13 protein-coding genes are annotated in these 16,137 nt (G+C 64.4%); 7 read left to right on the top strand and 6 right to left on the bottom strand.

The window, feature by feature from the left end:
* Positions 1 to 11: 11 nt before the first annotated feature.
* Together H6F58_RS01310 and H6F58_RS01315 are read right to left on the bottom strand one after the other, a co-directional pair.
* Complete coding sequence (locus H6F58_RS01310; RefSeq protein WP_060703524.1) at positions 12 to 1,823, bottom strand: amino acid permease; 1,812 nt, start codon at positions 1,821 to 1,823, stop codon at positions 12 to 14.
* 666 nt (positions 1,824 to 2,489) lie between these two features.
* A complete protein-coding gene (locus H6F58_RS01315) occupies positions 2,490 to 3,515 on the bottom strand; it encodes an iron-siderophore ABC transporter substrate-binding protein (protein WP_348536353.1) in 1,026 nt (341 codons plus the stop codon).
* A 122-nt stretch (positions 3,516 to 3,637) separates the two neighbouring features.
* Between H6F58_RS01315 and H6F58_RS01320 the strand changes: the two genes are divergently transcribed.
* From H6F58_RS01320 to H6F58_RS01340, 5 genes are all read left to right on the top strand, one after another.
* On the top strand, positions 3,638 to 4,672 hold the full coding sequence (locus H6F58_RS01320; protein WP_348536354.1) for an iron chelate uptake ABC transporter family permease subunit: 1,035 nt from the start codon (positions 3,638 to 3,640) through the stop codon (positions 4,670 to 4,672).
* Complete coding sequence (locus H6F58_RS01325) at positions 4,669 to 5,697, top strand: iron chelate uptake ABC transporter family permease subunit (protein WP_195180911.1); 1,029 nt, start codon at positions 4,669 to 4,671, stop codon at positions 5,695 to 5,697. The genes H6F58_RS01320 and H6F58_RS01325 overlap by 4 nt, the downstream gene beginning before the upstream one ends.
* A gap of 175 nt (positions 5,698 to 5,872) precedes the next feature.
* Entirely contained in the window at positions 5,873 to 7,270 is a 1,398-nt protein-coding gene (locus H6F58_RS01330; protein WP_348536355.1) for a potassium transporter TrkG, read from the top strand.
* A 60-nt stretch (positions 7,271 to 7,330) separates the two neighbouring features.
* Positions 7,331 to 9,205 (top strand): ATP-binding protein, encoded by a 1,875-nt coding sequence (locus H6F58_RS01335; RefSeq protein WP_195180913.1) that lies wholly within the window; start codon positions 7,331 to 7,333, stop codon positions 9,203 to 9,205.
* Positions 9,202 to 9,885 (top strand): response regulator, encoded by a 684-nt coding sequence (locus H6F58_RS01340; RefSeq protein WP_060702907.1) that lies wholly within the window; start codon positions 9,202 to 9,204, stop codon positions 9,883 to 9,885. Before H6F58_RS01335 ends, H6F58_RS01340 begins: the two co-directional genes overlap by 4 nt.
* Before the next feature lie 348 nt (positions 9,886 to 10,233).
* On the opposite strand, the gene H6F58_RS01345 is transcribed toward H6F58_RS01340, so the two are convergent.
* The 3 genes from H6F58_RS01345 to H6F58_RS01355 form a co-directional block, all read right to left on the bottom strand.
* Positions 10,234 to 10,842, bottom strand: a complete 609-nt coding sequence (locus H6F58_RS01345) for a DUF4822 domain-containing protein (RefSeq protein WP_206693379.1) — start codon at positions 10,840 to 10,842, stop codon at positions 10,234 to 10,236.
* Positions 10,843 to 11,349: 507 nt separating this feature from the next.
* Positions 11,350 to 11,976: a response regulator transcription factor gene (locus tag H6F58_RS01350; RefSeq protein ID WP_060702896.1), complete on the bottom strand. Its 627-nt coding sequence runs from the start codon at positions 11,974 to 11,976 to the stop codon at positions 11,350 to 11,352.
* Entirely contained in the window at positions 11,973 to 13,145 is a 1,173-nt protein-coding gene (locus tag H6F58_RS01355; protein WP_348536365.1) for a sensor histidine kinase, read from the bottom strand. The genes H6F58_RS01350 and H6F58_RS01355 overlap by 4 nt, the downstream gene beginning before the upstream one ends.
* Before the next feature lie 251 nt (positions 13,146 to 13,396).
* Here H6F58_RS01355 and H6F58_RS01360 point away from each other — a divergent pair, with 251 nt between their 5' ends.
* Positions 13,397 to 14,005, top strand: a complete 609-nt coding sequence (locus tag H6F58_RS01360) for an ankyrin repeat domain-containing protein (protein WP_195181115.1) — start codon at positions 13,397 to 13,399, stop codon at positions 14,003 to 14,005.
* Between the two features lie 181 nt (positions 14,006 to 14,186).
* Here the strand turns inward: H6F58_RS01360 and H6F58_RS01365 are convergent, their stop codons facing one another.
* Positions 14,187 to 14,984, bottom strand: a complete 798-nt coding sequence (locus tag H6F58_RS01365; RefSeq protein ID WP_195180914.1) for an IclR family transcriptional regulator — start codon at positions 14,982 to 14,984, stop codon at positions 14,187 to 14,189.
* A gap of 152 nt (positions 14,985 to 15,136) precedes the next feature.
* Between H6F58_RS01365 and H6F58_RS01370 the strand changes: the two genes are divergently transcribed.
* Positions 15,137 to 16,129, top strand: coding sequence for a 2-dehydro-3-deoxygalactonokinase (locus tag H6F58_RS01370; RefSeq protein WP_195180915.1), 993 nt, complete (start codon positions 15,137 to 15,139; stop codon positions 16,127 to 16,129).
* Positions 16,130 to 16,137 lie beyond the last annotated feature (8 nt).

The raw sequence follows: 16,137 nt of genomic DNA on the forward strand, positions 1-16,137 counted from the left end.
CCAGCTGAAACCTACCCCACATGGACCCATGGGCGGCGCTGCAGGTTCGGCTCCGCCTCGCGCAGCACTTCCCGCGTCAGCGGGGCGATCTCGCCCTGCCCGAGGAAGATGAACTTCGCCAGGTTCAACAGCGGATTGCCCTCGGTCCAGCGGAAGTAGATGTGCGGCATGGCCTCGTATTGATCCCGGATGGCCATGGCGATGGCCGCGATGGACGTGGATACCGAAGGGGCGGTGGCTTCAAGGATCCACTGGCCGTGGCGGGTGATGCCGCGCACCTCGATATCCTGTGCGAAGTCCGAATAGTCGCTGACCTTGATTTCCAGGAAGACCACCGGGGCGCGCTGCGGGATGTGGCTGGCCAGGATCGCATGCTGGTGCTTGTGCAGGTAGCGCCGCTTGGAGATCTTGACCGGTTCGTGGGCAATGAGCCGGAGCAGTCCTGCGCTGCTGGCCTTGTGGATGATATCCACGGCGGCGGCATCAAACATCACCGAGGTGGCGCGCAGCTCGGTGGAGCGCCGGAACCTGGACAGCAGCGAGACCAGGAGCACGGCCGCGATGAAAAGGGCCGCGATTTTCAGGCCGTCCGGGCGCTCGACGCAGTTGGCGATGGTTGTGTAGACGAAGATCAGGCTGGCGGCCCCGAAGAGCATCGCCTTGCGCTGTTCGCCTTTGCGCTTGGCTGAGATGGTGACCGCTATGGCCGCCGAGCACATCAGCACCAGCACGCCGGTGGCGTACGCCGCGCCCTGGGCATCGACGCTGGCCTTGAAATGGATGGTGATGCCCAAGGCAACGAGGATGACTACCAGGACCAGCGGGCGCACGGCACTGGCCCATGCCGGCGCCATGCCGAAGCGCGGCAGGTAGCGGGGAATGAGGTTCAGCATTCCGGCCAGCGCTGAGGCGCCGGCGAACCAGAGGATCAGGATCGTTGCCACGTCGTAGACGGTGCCAAAGGCATCACCCATCAAATGATGCGCCAGCCACGAGAGCGCGCGGCCATTGGCCTGGCCTCCGGGCTGGAATTCCTGGGCCGGGATCAGGATGGTGGTGACGATGGAGGAGAGGACCAAATAGCCGCTCATGATCAGCGCCGCGGTGGTCAGCAGCTTCTTGGTGCCCTTGATGCGTCCTGCAGGATTCTGCTCGGTGTCGCCGGGTGCCTTGGAGATCTGCGGCATGACGGCCACCCCGGTTTCAAAACCGGAAAGGCCCAGCGCCAATTTGGGGAAGACGATCAGGCAGACCAGCAGCATCATGATCGGATCCCCGTGCGCGGTGAAGAGCGAATCAAGCCAGTTGGAGATCGTGACCGGCTGGCCGATGATGTGGGCGGCCGAAACGATGATGATCACCAGGTTCAGCGCCAGGAACGAGAACACGAGGGTCACGGCAATCCAGATGACCTCGGTGAAGCCGCGCAGGAACAGGGCGCCGAGCAGGATCAGCAGCACCAGGGTGATGGGAACTTCCTTGCCGCTGAACCATTCGGGGGTGAACGGGTTTTCAATCAGGTGCGCCGAGGCATCCGCGGCCGACAAGGTCGCGGTGATCATGAAGTCGGTCGCCGCGAAGCCCAGCAGCACCAGGACAAACACCTTGCCCTTCCAGTGCGGCATGAGCCGTTCCAGCATGGCGATGGAGCCTTGGCCGTGGGGGGATTCCTGGGCCACCCGGCGGTAGACCGGCAGGGCAGCGAACAGCGTGACGGCCACAAGGATCAGGGTGGCAAAGGGTGCGAGCGCTCCGGCCGCGAGCGCGGCAATGGCCGGCTGGTAGCCGAGCGTGGAGAAGTAGTCCAGGCCCGAGAGGCACATGACCTGCCACCATTTGGCGCCATGCTTGTGCTCGCTGTTCGGGTCTTCCTGGCCGACGGAACTATCCGTCAGCCAGCGGCGCAACCGAGAGGGAACCGTGGCTTTTGGCCCGTGGTTCGACCCTTGGGATGAGGCAATCGTTGTGTTCACGAAGATGTACAGTACGCCCAAAGACAAGGGTTGGCACCATCTTTAATGGGAATTCTTTCGGGGCGGCCCAGACCAGTGCATTCGATGGTTCATTTCGAAGCGGGCGGCCTGTTCGCGGCAACCCGGGCATCGATGCGACTTCACCCGGAATGGATTGATTCTAGGCTCGCTAACCTCCTTTGACCTGAATTTATAAAGTCAATACGCGCGATTGATTCTCGATAATCAAGACCAGCCGGCGGTCGATATCGCGGTCTCGTGGCGCCGCAGGCTCCAGGCGGCCGCGGATGTGTTTTTGGACACGAGTGGCGTGTCGAAGCTGGTTCCGGATTTGGCGCATTAAGGCGGCATTAAGCAGGATCCAAGGGGCATTAAGAAAGCATTAAGAAATCGTTGCCTGGCGGGAGCGCCGACCTGCCGAATCGGAGTCACCGGGAAGCCTGCGAGCAATGGGGGCTGCAACGAATAATGCCCCGCCGGAAGGCGGGGCATTATTCGGCGATGGATGAAGCGCGGCTACTTGACGAGGTTCTCGCGCAGATCCTGGAGGATTTCCATGGCGCCGATCGGGCCCAGGCCCATGAACCAGACATCGTCATCCACGCGGATGGCATGCCCCTGCTTCACGGCGTCGAGCTTGTCCCAGAGCGGGCCGTCGATGGCCGCCTGCTCGCCGGTGGCCTTCGGATCGCCATAGGACGAGTAGAAGATCCAGTCGGCGTCGGCCTCGGTGAGATTCTCAGCGGAGATCTCGGCCTTGAGGTCCTCGATGTCCTGGTTGGCCGGGCGCTTGAGCCCGACATCCTTCATGATCACGCCGATCAGCGACTTGTTCGCGTACAGGCGGACCCACTTGGCTGAGAAGCGAAGCAGGGAGATCTCGGGGTCGCCCTCGATATCCTTGCCCAGGGCTTCTGCCGCATCCTGGTACTTGTTCAGCAGGTCGACAGCGGCCTCGCGCTTGCCCAGGGCGGCGCCGACAAGCAGGGTGTTTTCCTTCCAAGGGAAGCCCGGGCGCACCGAGAACACGGTTGGCGCGATTTGGGCCAGCTTGTCGTAGGTCTTGTCAGCGCGCAGCTGCGAACCGAGGATCAGATCCGGCTTCAAGGCCGCAATGGCCTCGAGGTTCAGCTCGTTGATGGTGCCGACGTTCTTGATGCCTTCGGCCTTGTCCCCCAGGTAGGCAGGAACGGCATCGGCGCTGTCGCTGGAGACCATGCCCACCGGCTTGATCCCAAGGGCCAGCACCTGGTCCAGTTCGCCGGAGTCGAGGACCACTACGCGCTGCGGCTGGCTCTCGATGGTGGTGGTGCCCCGGGCGTGGGTGACGGTGCGCGGGAAGACGCCGTCCTTGTCCTGGTCGGCTCCGAATTTTGCGGTTTCCTCATCGGCGGTGGCGAAGCGCTGGCCGCCAATGGCCACGTCCTTGTTGCCGGCCTCCGAATCCGCAGTGGAGGAAGCGCCGCAGCCAGCGGTGACGGCAATCATGATCGTCACGGTGGCACCGACGACGGCCTTACGCAAGGCTAAGCGAGTGTTCAAGAAATTCACATGAACAATTTACCTTATTCAAATAAGGGTTGCCAAAGGTTATAACGTGCAATTACGTCCACGGTAAAGTGTCTTTGGAAGAATCCAAGAGCAAGGGAATGCCAGCGAGCCGCGTGAATACCAGCGAAATAACAGACAGGCCCCAACGGGCCGGATCGGCCGGGGCCCATATTGCCCGCCTGGCATTCTTTGCCGCGCTCCTAGTGGGCCTTGCCGTGCTCTCCCTGGCCATCGGGTCCCGGCAGATGAGCGTCCATTCGATTGTGCTGGCGCTCTGGGACCCGCAGGAATCAATCGAGAAGGCCCTGGTGCTCGAATCAAGGCTGCCACGCGCCCTGCTGGCCATCCTCGCCGGAGCGGCCCTGGGAATCGCCGGCCTGCTCTCGCAGTCGATGACCCGCAACCCGCTGGCCGAGCCCGGGATCCTCGGCGTGAACGCCGGCGCCTCGCTGGCCATCGTCATTGCCGTCGGATTCCTCGGAATCCAGGAGTACAACCACTACATCTTCTTCGCCTTTGCCGGCGCCCTGCTGACCGCGGCCCTGGTGTACCTGATCGGCCGGCCCCAGCGCGGTGCCATGGATCCCTCCCGGCTGGTGCTCTCCGGGGTGGCCATGGGAGCGATCTTCTCCGGGCTGGGCACGGCGCTGTCGCTGGTCCGCCCCGAAGCCTTCGACCAGCTGCGCGCCTGGACGGTGGGCGACCTGCAGGGCCGCAACAGCGGCATCGTGGTGCCGCTGCTGGTGTGCACCGTCATCGGCATCCTGATCGCAGCCAGCAGCGCCCGCTCGCTGGATGCGCTGGCCCTGGGCGAGGACAGCGCCCGGGGGCTGGGCATCGACATCAGGCGCACCCGGGTGCTGGTTCTGGTCGCCATTACCCTGCTGGCCGCCGCGGCGACCTCCGCGGTGGGCGCCATCGGCTTCCTGGGCCTCATGGCCCCGCATGCCGCGCGCCGGGTGGCCGGAGCGAGCACCGGATGGATCATGGCCTACACCGCGCTGATTGCCCCTTCGATCCTGCTGCTGGCCGATGTGCTGGGGCGCGTGCTGCTGCCCAGCGAGCTGCCGGCCGGGGTGGTCTGCGCTGCCATCGGCGCGCCGCTGCTGGTGGCCATCGCCCGCGGCCGGAAGCCGGTGGCCCTGTGAGCGCCGTCGAAACCGCGAAGCCGCGCCGGCAGCGCCGCAAGCTGCGTGCCCGCGGCCTGGCCGTGCTGGTGGCCCTGGCCTGCGCGGTGATCACCGTGCTTGCCATTTCGGGCGGCGAATACGACATCTCGCCCTGGCGCGTGGTGCAGATCCTCTTCGGCGGCGGAGAAGGACTGGAGTCCACGATTGTCTGGGACTGGCGCATGCCCCGCGCCCTGGCCGCGCTGCTCTTCGGCGCGGCGCTGGCCCTCTCCGGCCTGGTGTTCCAGTCGCTGACCCGCAACCCGCTGGGCTCCCCGGACATCATCGGCTTGTCCACCGGCGCCTACAGCGGCGCGCTGATCGCCATCACGATCTTCGGCGGCGGCTTCGCAGCCACCACGGCCGGCGCGCTGGCCGGAGGGCTGCTGACCGCGCTGATCGTCTACTTGCTGGCGTGGCGCAATGGCACCCACGGCTTCCGCCTGATCCTGGTGGGCATCGGCATTTCCTCCGTGCTGGCCTCATTCAACCAGTACATGGTGCTGCGCGCGGACCTGGATACCGCGATGAGCGCCGCCGTCTGGGGCGCCGGCACGCTCAACGGCGTGTCCTGGAGCGGGGTCCTGCCGGTGGGAGCGGTGGTCCTGGTGATTGCCGCGGTGCTCCTGTACTGCGCCCGCCCGCTGCAGCTGCTGCAGATGGGCGATGACCTGGCGGCGTCTCTGGGGCTGAATATCGAACGGGCCAAGCTGCTGCTGATCGTGCTGGCCGTGGCACTGACCTCGGCGGTCACTGCCTTGATCGGCCCGGTGGCCTTTGTCGCGCTGGTCTCCCCGCAGCTGGCCCGCCGGATCCTGGGCAGCAGCGGAATGAACCTGGTGCCCACGGCCCTGTTCGGCGCGTTCCTGCTCTCCTTCGGCGACCTGCTGGCCCAGCGGCTGTTCGCGCCGGTGCAGCTGCCGGTGGGCGTGGTCACCGTGTGCCTGGGTGGCATCTACCTCATCTACCTGCTGAACCGGGGAACCCGCAAGGCCGGCGCCTAGCAGCGCCAGCACCTGCAGCCGTCGTGTCAAAGCGCCATCAAGTTTTGCCCACGAGGCATTAACACGGCATTAAGCGCGGGGCCCGGCGGGGCGCCGGGGGCGTGCAATGGATAGTGCAGGGGCACGCGAAGCTCCTGCCCCAGACATTCCGCGTTGCGTGAAGGTGGCCAGCCTCGTGTCATTGAATCTGTCGCGTTCCCCGCGCACCGGCCAGCAGCTGAAGGTGCTGGCTGGCCGCGCCCAGAAAACCCTGGTGAATAATCCGGTCCGGCTGGTGCCCCTGGGATTCCTGGCCGCCATCGCGCTGGGAACCCTGTTGCTGCTGCTTCCGGTATCGCGGGTGCAGGACGGGGCCGGCGGGTTCATGCCGGCGGTATTCACCGCGGTCTCAGCTGTCTGCGTCACCGGGCTGGTCACCGTGAACACGCCCACCTACTGGACCCCGGTAGGCCAGGGAATCATCCTGCTGCTGATCCAGGTGGGCGGTTTTGGCATCATGACCCTCAGCTCGCTGCTGGCGCTGCTGGTGCGAAAGCACCTGGGATTGCGCACCCAGCTGATCGCCGCATCCGAAACCCAGGCAATGAACCTGGGAGACGTGCGCCGGGTGCTGGTCTTTGTCGCCAAAACCACCTTTGCCGTCGAATCAGTGGTGGCGATCGCGCTGTCCGCCAGATTCTGGGTGATCAATCCGCACGATCCCCTCGCGGCGATCTGGGGCGGGATCTTCCACTCGATTTCCGCCTTCAACAATGCGGGCTTTGCGCTCTACAGCGACAGCCTGATCAGCCACGCCAGCGATCCATGGATCATGGTTCCGCTGTGCCTTGCAGTGGTGCTGGGCGGATTGGGTTTCCCGGTGATCCACGAGCTGCTGCGCCGCAATGGGCCGAAGAAGAGCTGGTCGGTGCACACCCTGCTGACCCTGTGGGGCACGGTGGGATTGCTGGCGGCCGGCGCGCTGCTGCTGGGAATGTTCGAATTCAACCGCTCCGAGACCCTCGGCGGCCTCTCGCCATCAGGCAAGGTATTGGGGGTGCTCGGGCTGAGCGTCTTTCCGCGTACCGCGGGGTTCAACAATATCGACTACGGCCAGGCCTCGCCCGAAACCCTGCTGGTGACCGAAGTGCTGATGTTCATCGGCGGCGGCAGCGCGGGCACCGCCGGCGGCATCAAGATCAGCACCTTCCTGGTGCTCGCCTTCGCGGTATGGAGCGAGGCGCGCGGCCACGACCAGATCACCGTGTGGCGCCGGGCCATCGGCTCGGCGATCCAGCGGCAGGCGCTGTCCGTGGCGCTGCTGGGGCTGGGCGCAGTGGTGGCCGGCACGCTGGCGCTGCTGGTCCTCACCGATCACTCGACGGAAGAAGTCCTGTTCGAATCCGTCTCAGCCTTCGCGACGGTCGGGGTGAGCATGGGCATCACCGCGGATCTGCCGACCGCTGCCCAGTGGGTGATCATCAGCCTCATGTTCATCGGCCGTGTCGGGATCGTCTCGGCCGCCGCGGCGCTGGCCCTGCGCGGCCGGCGGCTGCTGTTCAAGCTGCCCGAAGAGCAGCCGGTCATTGGCTGACCGCCCGGATCCGATACGATCGCTGAGTAGCAGATGAGGTGCCGAAAGCTAAGGAGCAGCATGGAACTGCCGACTACGCCGCAGCCAGCCAGGCCGCTGGTGATCGTGGCGCTCTCCGGGGGATCCGGGTCCGAGCTGCTGCTGCGCCGGGCCTGCGATCAGGCCGCGCGGATGCCCGGGGCCGAGGTGCTGGCCGTGCACGTCCCGCAGCGTGGCGTCGCGGCCGATCCCCGGCAGCCGGACGGCGAACTGGCCCGGCTTCGCGCCCTGGCCGAAGAGGCAGGAGCCTCCTGGCATATGGTGCTCGGCCAGGACATCGCCGAGGCGCTGCTCGGATTCGCCAGGAGCACCCAGGCCACGCACCTGGTGCTCGGCGGGCCCAGGGCCGGTGCCGGGCAACAGTCCTCCGGCGAGGGCCTGGCCTTCAAGCTGCTGCGGCAGGCCAATGGGGCCAGCGATCCTGGCATCCTGCTGATTGCGCGCCCGGAAAAGCCGGGCACCGGGGATGGCGCCGGGGTCCGCGCCCGCCAGTCGCTGGGCGCAGGCCGCCGGCTGGCTGGCTGGATCCTGGCTGCCGTCGGGCCGCCCCTGCTGGCCGCGGGCTTCCTGCTCAGCGGCAGCGAGGGAGAACTGCTGACCCTGAACTTCCTGTGCCAGCTGACCCTGGTGGTGTTCGTGGCGCTGCTGGGCGGATGGTGGCCCGCGGTCACCGCCACCTTGCTGGGCACCGCGATCCTGAACTGGTACTTCACTCCGCCCACCGGGCAATGGCATATCCACGAGCCGTTCAACGTGGTGGCCCTGGGGCTGTTCCTGCTGGTGGCGGCCGGGGTGGCGCGGGTGGTGGATATCGAGGCGAGGCGCACCGCCGAGGCGCGCCGGGCCAGGCACCAGGCCGATATGCTCTTCGAGCTCTCCGGCGGGGTGATCCGCGAGGGCCTGAGCGTCACGGCCCTGCTCGAATGGCTGCGCCGCTCCTATTCGCTGCGCGGGGTCGCCCTGGCCCGCCGCGGCGAGGACGGGTCGAAAGCGCCGCGCACCGTGGCCACGGCCGGAGCCGCGCCCACTGAGGACGGCGCCAGCGACTACACCGTGTCCGTGGATGCCGAGCATGTGCTGCTCATCGACGGGATTCCGCTGGAAGCCTCGGACCAGGGGGTCTTCGAGGCCTTTGCCGGGCGCATCGCCGCGGTGCTGCAACATCGGCAGCTCGCCGAGGTGCGCCTGCAATCGCGGGAGCTGGCCGCCGGCAACGCGATGCGCACCGCCCTGCTGGCCGCGGTTTCCCATGATTTGCGCACCCCGCTGGCGGGGATCAAGGCCTCGGCCTCGAGCCTGCGCATGCAGGATGTGGTGCTCAGCGAAGAAGACACCGCGGATTTGCTGGCCACCATCGAGGAATCGGCGGACCAGCTCAGCGAGCGGATCGAGGACCTGCTGAGCATGAGCCGGATCCAGGCCGGGGAATTGGTGGTGCATCGCAGCCCCATCCAGGTCGAGGACCTGGCCGCCTCCGCGGTGCGGGACCTGGCCGCGCAGATCCGCCCCGGCCACTTGCAGGTGCAGATACCGCCGGGGTGCCCCAAGGTCAGCGGCGACTACGGGCTGGCGGTCCGTGTTCTGGCCAATTTGCTGGAGAACGCGATGCGCTACGGCGGGGAGCATCCATTGCAGCTGCGCGCGGTGCCGACGCCAACAGAGGTCCAGATCCAGGTGGTCGACCACGGACAAGGGGTCCCGCAAGACCAGCGCGAGCAGATCTTCCGGCCCTTCCAGCGCCAAGGGGACCGGGATAACGCCACCGGGCTGGGACTGGGCCTTGCCGTGGCCCGGGGCCTGGCCGAGGGCATGGAAGGACAGATCCATGCCGAGCAGACCCCTGGAGGTGGGGCCACGATGGTCTTCACCCTGCCGATATCAGAGGAAAGAACATGAGCGCCACCGTACTGATCGTGGAAGATGACCCGCAGATCGCCCGCGCCCTGCTGGTCAATCTCAAGGCCCGGGGCTATCGGGCGCTGCACGCGGCGACCGGGCTGCAATGCCTGCAGCTGGCCGCCGATGCACATCCGGACGTGATCCTGCTGGATCTTGGCTTGCCGGATCTTGACGGCTCAGAGGTCATCGACGGGATCCGCGGCTGGTCGAGCGTGCCGATTATCGTCGTCTCGGCCCGGCATGAATCGCATAGCAAGGTTGATGCCCTGGACCGCGGCGCCGATGATTTTGTCACCAAGCCCTTCGCCATGGACGAGTTGCTGGCGCGCTTGCGCGCCGCGTTGCGCCGTGCGCTTCCAGACCCGGGTCAGGCGGTGGTGGAAACCTCGGATGGGCGGCTGCGCATCGACCTGTCCAGCCATTCGGCTACTGTCCACGGCGAAGCGGTGCGGCTGACCCGCCTGGAATGGCGGGTGCTGGAGGTGCTGGCCAGCAACCCGCACCGGCTGATCGGGCGCAGCGAGCTGCTGACCACGGTCTGGGGGCCGGAGTACGGCGAGGAAGCGAATTACCTGCGGGTCTACATGTCGCAGCTGCGCACCAAGCTGGAACCCGAGCCTTCGAATCCGCGCTATTTCCTGACCGAATTGGGAATGGGGTACCGCTTCACACCGTAAGCGGCGGAATGGCGAGTGGCCGGATTTCCGTCCTGTATGTTCCTATCCGGAAGGTGCCACGCGTAGTGGAAGTCCCGTGGGCATAAGTGGCCTATGGGGATTCGCTTTCAGGATCGTCCAACGTTGGACGGTTTTGGTTGTTGGTGGGGTTCGGGGGAGTCCTGTGGGCATTAGCGGTCTTTGGGGATTCGCTTTCAGGATCGTCCAACGTTGGACGATAGTTCTATTCCCAGGTCTGGAGCCGTCAAGCTATCTGTGCGGCCCTCGTGAACCGGTACGCGGGAATACCAGCAGCAACGAAGCCAGGGCCGCTATCCGCGACGCCTGGCTTCATTTCCTTGATTGTGCCTAGTGCTGGTTGCCGTTGTTGAAGTGGTAGCCGCCCTTGCCCTGGTTGGCTTGGCCGTGGGCGCCTGGCCCCTGGGCGTTGGTGCCCGGTTCAACGTGGTTGGTCTTGGTGTGGATGATGTCGTAGTAGACGCTGGTATCTGCCGCGTCAGGGAACACGCGATAGGTGAAGACGTTCTTGTTCAGCTCGATGATCGGCACAACTCGCTGGAACAGCACGTCGCCTGAATCATTCTTGGCGTTGATCCAGCGCTCGGTGCCCTCGGCGTTCACGGTCCAGTCGCCCTTGAGCTTCGGGCTGTCATCCAGGTTGTACATGGTGTAGGTTCCATCGGCCTTGAAGTAGGCCCAGCCAACAAAATTGGAGACTGCCGGGTTATCCAGGGCGACCCGGCGGCCGTCCTGGTCAACGGCACCGGTGGTTTTCCACGGGGTGGCTGCCAAGGTCTGCGAAGGAGTCAGGTTCTGGCAAGCGGAGGCACTGGCGGAAACCGAGCCGTGCTGTGCTGGTGCCGCGTTGGCTGGGGCCACGGAGAATACTGCGCCGGCAGCAAGCGCTACGGCAACGGTGGACAGGGCCATGCGGCGGGAAACTGGGGAAATGTTCATGGCTTCAACGCTACGGATGGCCAAAACTGCGCACATCAGCCATCTGGCTGCGTTCCTTGGCCTGATGGATTACCGCTAAATCCTCGCCTAGTGAGCAAGAAATGGACTTGTCGCAGGACTTCTTGCCATATTTTGCAGGCTATTCAGGGTTGTGCCCAGCACTGTAATCGCCATCGGATGGCCGATCCTGGCAACTAGGGTTTCCGAAAAGACAATCCTTGTTCCTCTAGCGCAGAACGCAAGATCCTGATTGCCTTGGGGCCAACTCCGTGAATTGAGAGCAGCTCCTTCTCCGTGCAGCCGCTAATCTTCACGAGGCTGTCGATGCCAGCCTGCTTGAGCGCTCGCGGAGCCGTTTTCCCCAACTCATTGGGCAAGTCGCCGACAGGGCGCACGTCAGGCGTTGCCATGCGTAATCCCGCTAATCATAAATACTGTGAACATGGCATCAGAATACAGGGCCGGGTACACCAGTACAGGGGACTGCTCAGGCATGCAACCCGCTATCTACCGCATTCCCTCACGGCGAATCGCGGTAGTGATCGCTTCGACCCGCGTCTCGACTCCCAGCTTGGCGTAGATATGGGCCAAGTGGGTTTTGACCGTCGCCTCCGAGATGAACAGGCGCTGGCTGAGCTCCTTGTTGCCCAGTCCCTCGACCAGCAGGCTGAGCAGTTCCGCCTCGCGAGGGGTCAGCGCCTCATCCGGATTGCGCAGCCGGCGGAAGAGCTTGGACGCCACCGGCGCGCTCATGACGCTCTTTCCACGGGCCGCGCCGCGCACCGCAGTGAAAATCTCCTCCGGGGCCGCATCCTTGAGCAGGTAGCCCATGGCGCCGGCATCCACCGCGCGGACGATATCCGCATCCGAGTCATAGGTGGTGAAGACCAGCACGGCCTGCTCTGAGTTGCGCCGGTGGATTTCCTTGATTGCGTCGATGCCGTCCATGCCTGCGCCCATGGCCAGATCCATGACAATCACCTTTGGGGTGAGCTGTTCCAGGGTTCGCAGGGCTGCCTCGCCGGAATCTGCCTCGGCGATGACCTCGATGTCCTCTTGGGTGTCCAGCAACGCCTTGAGTCCGCTGCGGACCACTAGATGGTCATCGACCAGGAGTACCGAAATTGTTGTCATGAGATGTTCTCCTCGCTGGGGATTTGCGCGGCCACAATGGTGCCGGCACCAGGGGTGCTCTCTACCGAGAATTCGCCACCTAGTTGTTCCACGCGTTGTTTCATGGCCCGCAAGCCGTATCCTCCCGACTCAGAAGGTGCACTGGTCTGTTCAGGGTCGAAGCCCCGGCCGTTGTCGTGGATGTCCAGCGTGACGGTCTCCTGGAGGAAACCGATAGTGACGGTGGCCTGCTCTGCCATGGCATGCAGCTTTACGTTGGCCGCGGCGCTTTGCACCACGCGCAGCAGGGCATGGCGAACCTCGGGCGGCACCTCGCGCGCGGTACCCACCACATGCAGCTGGACGTGGGGGACGTAGGCGGCCGCGGCGTCGCGGAGCACTTCGGGCAGCGGACCAGTGTCCACGGCGGGAGATGTCAGATCATGGACCAGCCGCCGGGTCTCCGAGAGATTGTTCCTGATCAAGTCGCCAGCATGCCGGACCTCGTCCTGTGCGGTTTCAGCGGGCCACTTCCGGTGGGCTGCTTCCAGGAGCAGAATACTGCTGGCCAGGGATTGGGTGACGGTGTCGTGGATTTCCCGGGCCACGCGTTCACGCTCGGCGATGGTTCCGGCGCGGCGCTCGCTGGCCGCGAGCTTCAGCTGCGCGCTGGAAATCTCCTCGTTCAGCCTGCGCTGCTCGGCCGCGTCCTGTTCCATCTGGGCGAAGACCACGGTGAGCATGGCTCCAATGGCCAGCGGCCCGAGCAGCATCACGATGTCGGTGCCGCCGCTGAAGATGAACCAGCTCAATGCGGCCGCCAGGATGGTCAGCCCGCCGGCCAGGTAGCCAGCGATCCCCTGCAGCGACTTGCGGCAGAGGAAGAACAGCCCGAAGGAGCACCAGGCAAAGCTGGGTGCGAGCAGCACCAGGACCGAGGACGTTGCCACCAGCACGGTCACCCACGGGCTGCGGGTGTGCTCGCGGTTGGCCAAGAGCGCAGTGACCAGATAGAGGGCGCAAACCACACCGGCAAGCACCATGATCCACAGGTTCTCGGCCGGGTCGTGCCGCAGGACATAGCGGATCAGCGCGGTGACCATGAGCACGGCAAAGCCGAGATGCACTACGGCATCAATGCCGCGGCGGGATGCCAGCAGGGACTTCGGGGAAGCGGTAGCGGTAGTGATGGCGGGAGCCTTTGTCGAAGTGATGATGCCCTCCCATGGTAGAACTTGCCACGGGAATCGGGCTCCGCCTTCCGGATGGTTTTCCCTGCTTATCGGCTGATGCACGCAACAGAGGCTGTGCTGGATGATGGGAAGATGCCAATCTCCGGAGAGCCGGTGATCCCGAGCGAGGAGTGCTCATGAACAAGAACCAGGACCTGCCAACTGCCACGCGGATCAAGGCTCCGGGCCTGGTCAGGCGGGCTGTGGCTATGGGTGTGCTGATGCTTTCGGGTATGGCTGTTCTGGCTGGGTGCTCCATGGCAGTCCCCGAAGCGCAACCCACGGCTACGCCGGCACCGGAATCAGGTCTTGGCGCCGGAGAGCAGGAAGAACTGGATCAGCGGCTGATCCGCGCAGCCAAGGACAACGACGTGGAACTGGTGCGGGATCTGATTGCCGCCGGTGGCAACGTCAATGCCAAGGACTCCCTGGAGGATTCGGCCTTCCTCTATGCCGGGGCCGAGGGATTCAACGAGATCCTGGAGCTCACCCTGGAGAACGGCGCGGACGTGAAGAGCCTGAACCGCTATGGCGGGACGGCGCTGATCCCGGCCAGCGAGCACGGGCATATTCAGACCGTCAAGATCCTCATCGACGCCGGAGTCCCTTTGAACCACGTTAATGATCCAGGCTTGACCGCCCTGCAGGAAGCGGTCCTGCTCAATGACGGAGGTCCGAACCAGCAGGAAGTAGCCAGGCTGCTGTTGGAAGCCGGAGCGGATCCGCAGATCACCGACCCGCAGGGGCGCACAGCACTGGAGAATGCGCGGCGATTGGGTTTCAAGGAGCTCGCCGAAGTCATCGAATCACACGAGTAGGAAGACCTCGGGGTGCAGGTGTGGGCTATCCCTTCTGGTATTCCTGGAGCCTTGCTCGCAGGGTCGTCAGCAGCATCTCCAACCCGATTTCGAATGCCTGGTTGTTGCGCGCCGTGCCCTTGGGTATTTACTGACCGAACTGGGAATGGGGTACCGCTTCACCCCGTGAGCGGGCCCTGGCCTAGAAGGTCTTGCCTGAGTAGCCGAGCTTGCGCGATATCTGCGCTGCCGTGGAACCCATCACTGATTTGAGCGCCTTCATTCGTTCATCGGGCATATACGGGTTGGTGGCGGACATGCTGATGGCGGCGATGATCTTCCCGCTGCCATCGCGGATCGGCGCGGCGACACAGCGGATGCCCGGTTCATTGTCTTCCAGGTCCAGTGCGATGCCTTCGCGCGCGTAGGTTTTCATCCGGGCCAGGAAGGCTTCCTTGGTTTGGTCCGAGGCTTGTTCCACCGGGGACTCCGCATCAAAGGTGGATTCCCAGCGCTCGGCATCATCGAGCAGCAGCGCCTTGCCGATGCCGGTGCGGCTCAGCGGCATGCGCTGACCCACCCGCGAACGCATCTGCGCACCGCGTGTTCCGGGAACCTTGTCCACGTACAACACCTGGGCTTCGTCTTCCACCGCGAGGTGGACCGTGTCTTGGTATTTGCGGGCGAGCTCCTCGAGGATGGGCTTGGCGATCACCGGAACCGGGCTCTGGTACAGGGCGTGGAATCCCAGCTCGATTAGCGCCGGGCCCAAGCTGAAGTCCGTGCCGTGGGTGCTGCGCAGGAATCCGCGCTGCACCAGGAGCTTCACCATGCGCTGCGCCGCGCTCTTGCCGATATCAGCCGCGGCCGCGACTTCATTCAAGTTGGTGGCCCCGCGGCCGACGGCGCGCAGAATGTCCAGCCCGCGTGCCAGGGTGAGTGTCCCGGGCGGGGGAGCATCTGCTGTTTCACCTGTATTTATTTCAGATTCATTGGCCATGATGCGCCCCTTTGGCAAAAAATTGATTAGTTCCTTCCATCCCACTATATACAACGCCTTTTGAACTATTGGGATAGCTCCGTCACTATTCACATGTGAAGGGGAGCACATCGATGAGTTGATGTGCGGACCGCCAAATGGAAACAGGAGTTATGACAAACATCGCCGAAGCCCAGTTGATTGCCTTGGACTGGGGAACCACATCCGCGCGTGCCTATCTCATGGGCCGCGACGGAGACACCGTGGCGGAACGCAACTCCTCGCTGGGAATCATGGACGTGGCAGCAAAGGCCAAAGCGGAGTCGTTGCCGCTGGCCGGGGCCTTCGAAAAGGCGCTGGCAGAATTATGCGGCGACTGGCTGGAGCGCTTCGAATCCATCCCGGTCATCGCCTGCGGCATGGTGGGCAGCCAGCAGGGCTGGGTGGAAGCGGAGTACCGGCCAGTGCCAGCAAACCTGGCTGACCCGGACTACGCAATGGCAACTGTCCAGATTGCACCAAATCGACTCATGCACATCATTCCCGGCGTCCTGGACCGCAAAGAACTTCCCGATGTCATGAGGGGAGAAGAAACTCAGATCCTGGGAGCGGTGGAACTTGGCGGCAACGCGCTGCAGGAAGCGGACGAGCAATTGTTTTTGCTTCCAGGCACGCACTCCAAGTGGGTCAAGGTCAGCGGGCGGACGATTACGGGGTTCTCTACGTCCATGACGGGGGAGACCTACGCATTGCTTAGTTCCAAGTCCATCCTGTCCAAGCTCATCGAGCCCACGGATGCAGTGGATTGGAATGCCTTTGAACGCGGAGTGCGGATAGCCCAGTCACCGGCCGGCTCAGCGGATCTGATGTTGACAGCGTTCTCCGCCCGGACCTTGGTCTTGACCGGCGGCTTGGAAAAAACCGAGGTCAGCGACTATCTATCGGGGCTCATGATTGGCGCCGAGATCCGTTCGGTCCTTGGCATGGAGCGGGGCACCGCGTTCCCGGGCGTGACCATCTGCGGGAACAAGGAACTCAGCGCCAGATACGCCGCAGCACTCAAGATTTTTGGAATTGATCAAGTACACGAGTTCCAGGGAACCGCCCCGCGAGGCATGTGGGCAGTTGCTTGCGCGCAGGGATTAGTGCAGACCACCTCTGTCTAGGCCCAGCT

The sequence above is a fragment of the Glutamicibacter sp. FBE19 genome, from assembly GCF_015524875.1.
GTDB lineage: Bacteria > Actinomycetota > Actinomycetes > Actinomycetales > Micrococcaceae > Glutamicibacter > Glutamicibacter halophytocola.

Bases quoted from the DNA above. Each gene is read 5' to 3' on its own strand.
- H6F58_RS01345 (WP_206693379.1), bottom strand. From the start codon at position 10,842: ATGAACATTTCCCCAGTTTCCCGCCGCATGGCCCTGTCCACCGTTGCC.
- H6F58_RS01350 (WP_060702896.1), bottom strand. From the start codon at position 11,976: ATGACAACAATTTCGGTACTCCTGGTCGATGACCATCTAGTGGTCCGC.
- H6F58_RS01365 (WP_195180914.1), bottom strand. From the start codon at position 14,984: ATGGCCAATGAATCTGAAATAAATACAGGTGAAACAGCAGATGCTCCC.
- H6F58_RS01340 (WP_060702907.1), top strand. From the start codon at position 9,202: ATGAGCGCCACCGTACTGATCGTGGAAGATGACCCGCAGATCGCCCGC.
- H6F58_RS01310 (WP_060703524.1), bottom strand. From the start codon at position 1,823: ATGTGCCTCTCGGGCCTGGACTACTTCTCCACGCTCGGCTACCAGCCG.
- H6F58_RS01335 (WP_195180913.1), top strand. From the start codon at position 7,331: ATGGAACTGCCGACTACGCCGCAGCCAGCCAGGCCGCTGGTGATCGTG.
- H6F58_RS01370 (WP_195180915.1), top strand. From the start codon at position 15,137: ATGACAAACATCGCCGAAGCCCAGTTGATTGCCTTGGACTGGGGAACC.
- H6F58_RS01360 (WP_195181115.1), top strand. From the start codon at position 13,397: ATGGGTGTGCTGATGCTTTCGGGTATGGCTGTTCTGGCTGGGTGCTCC.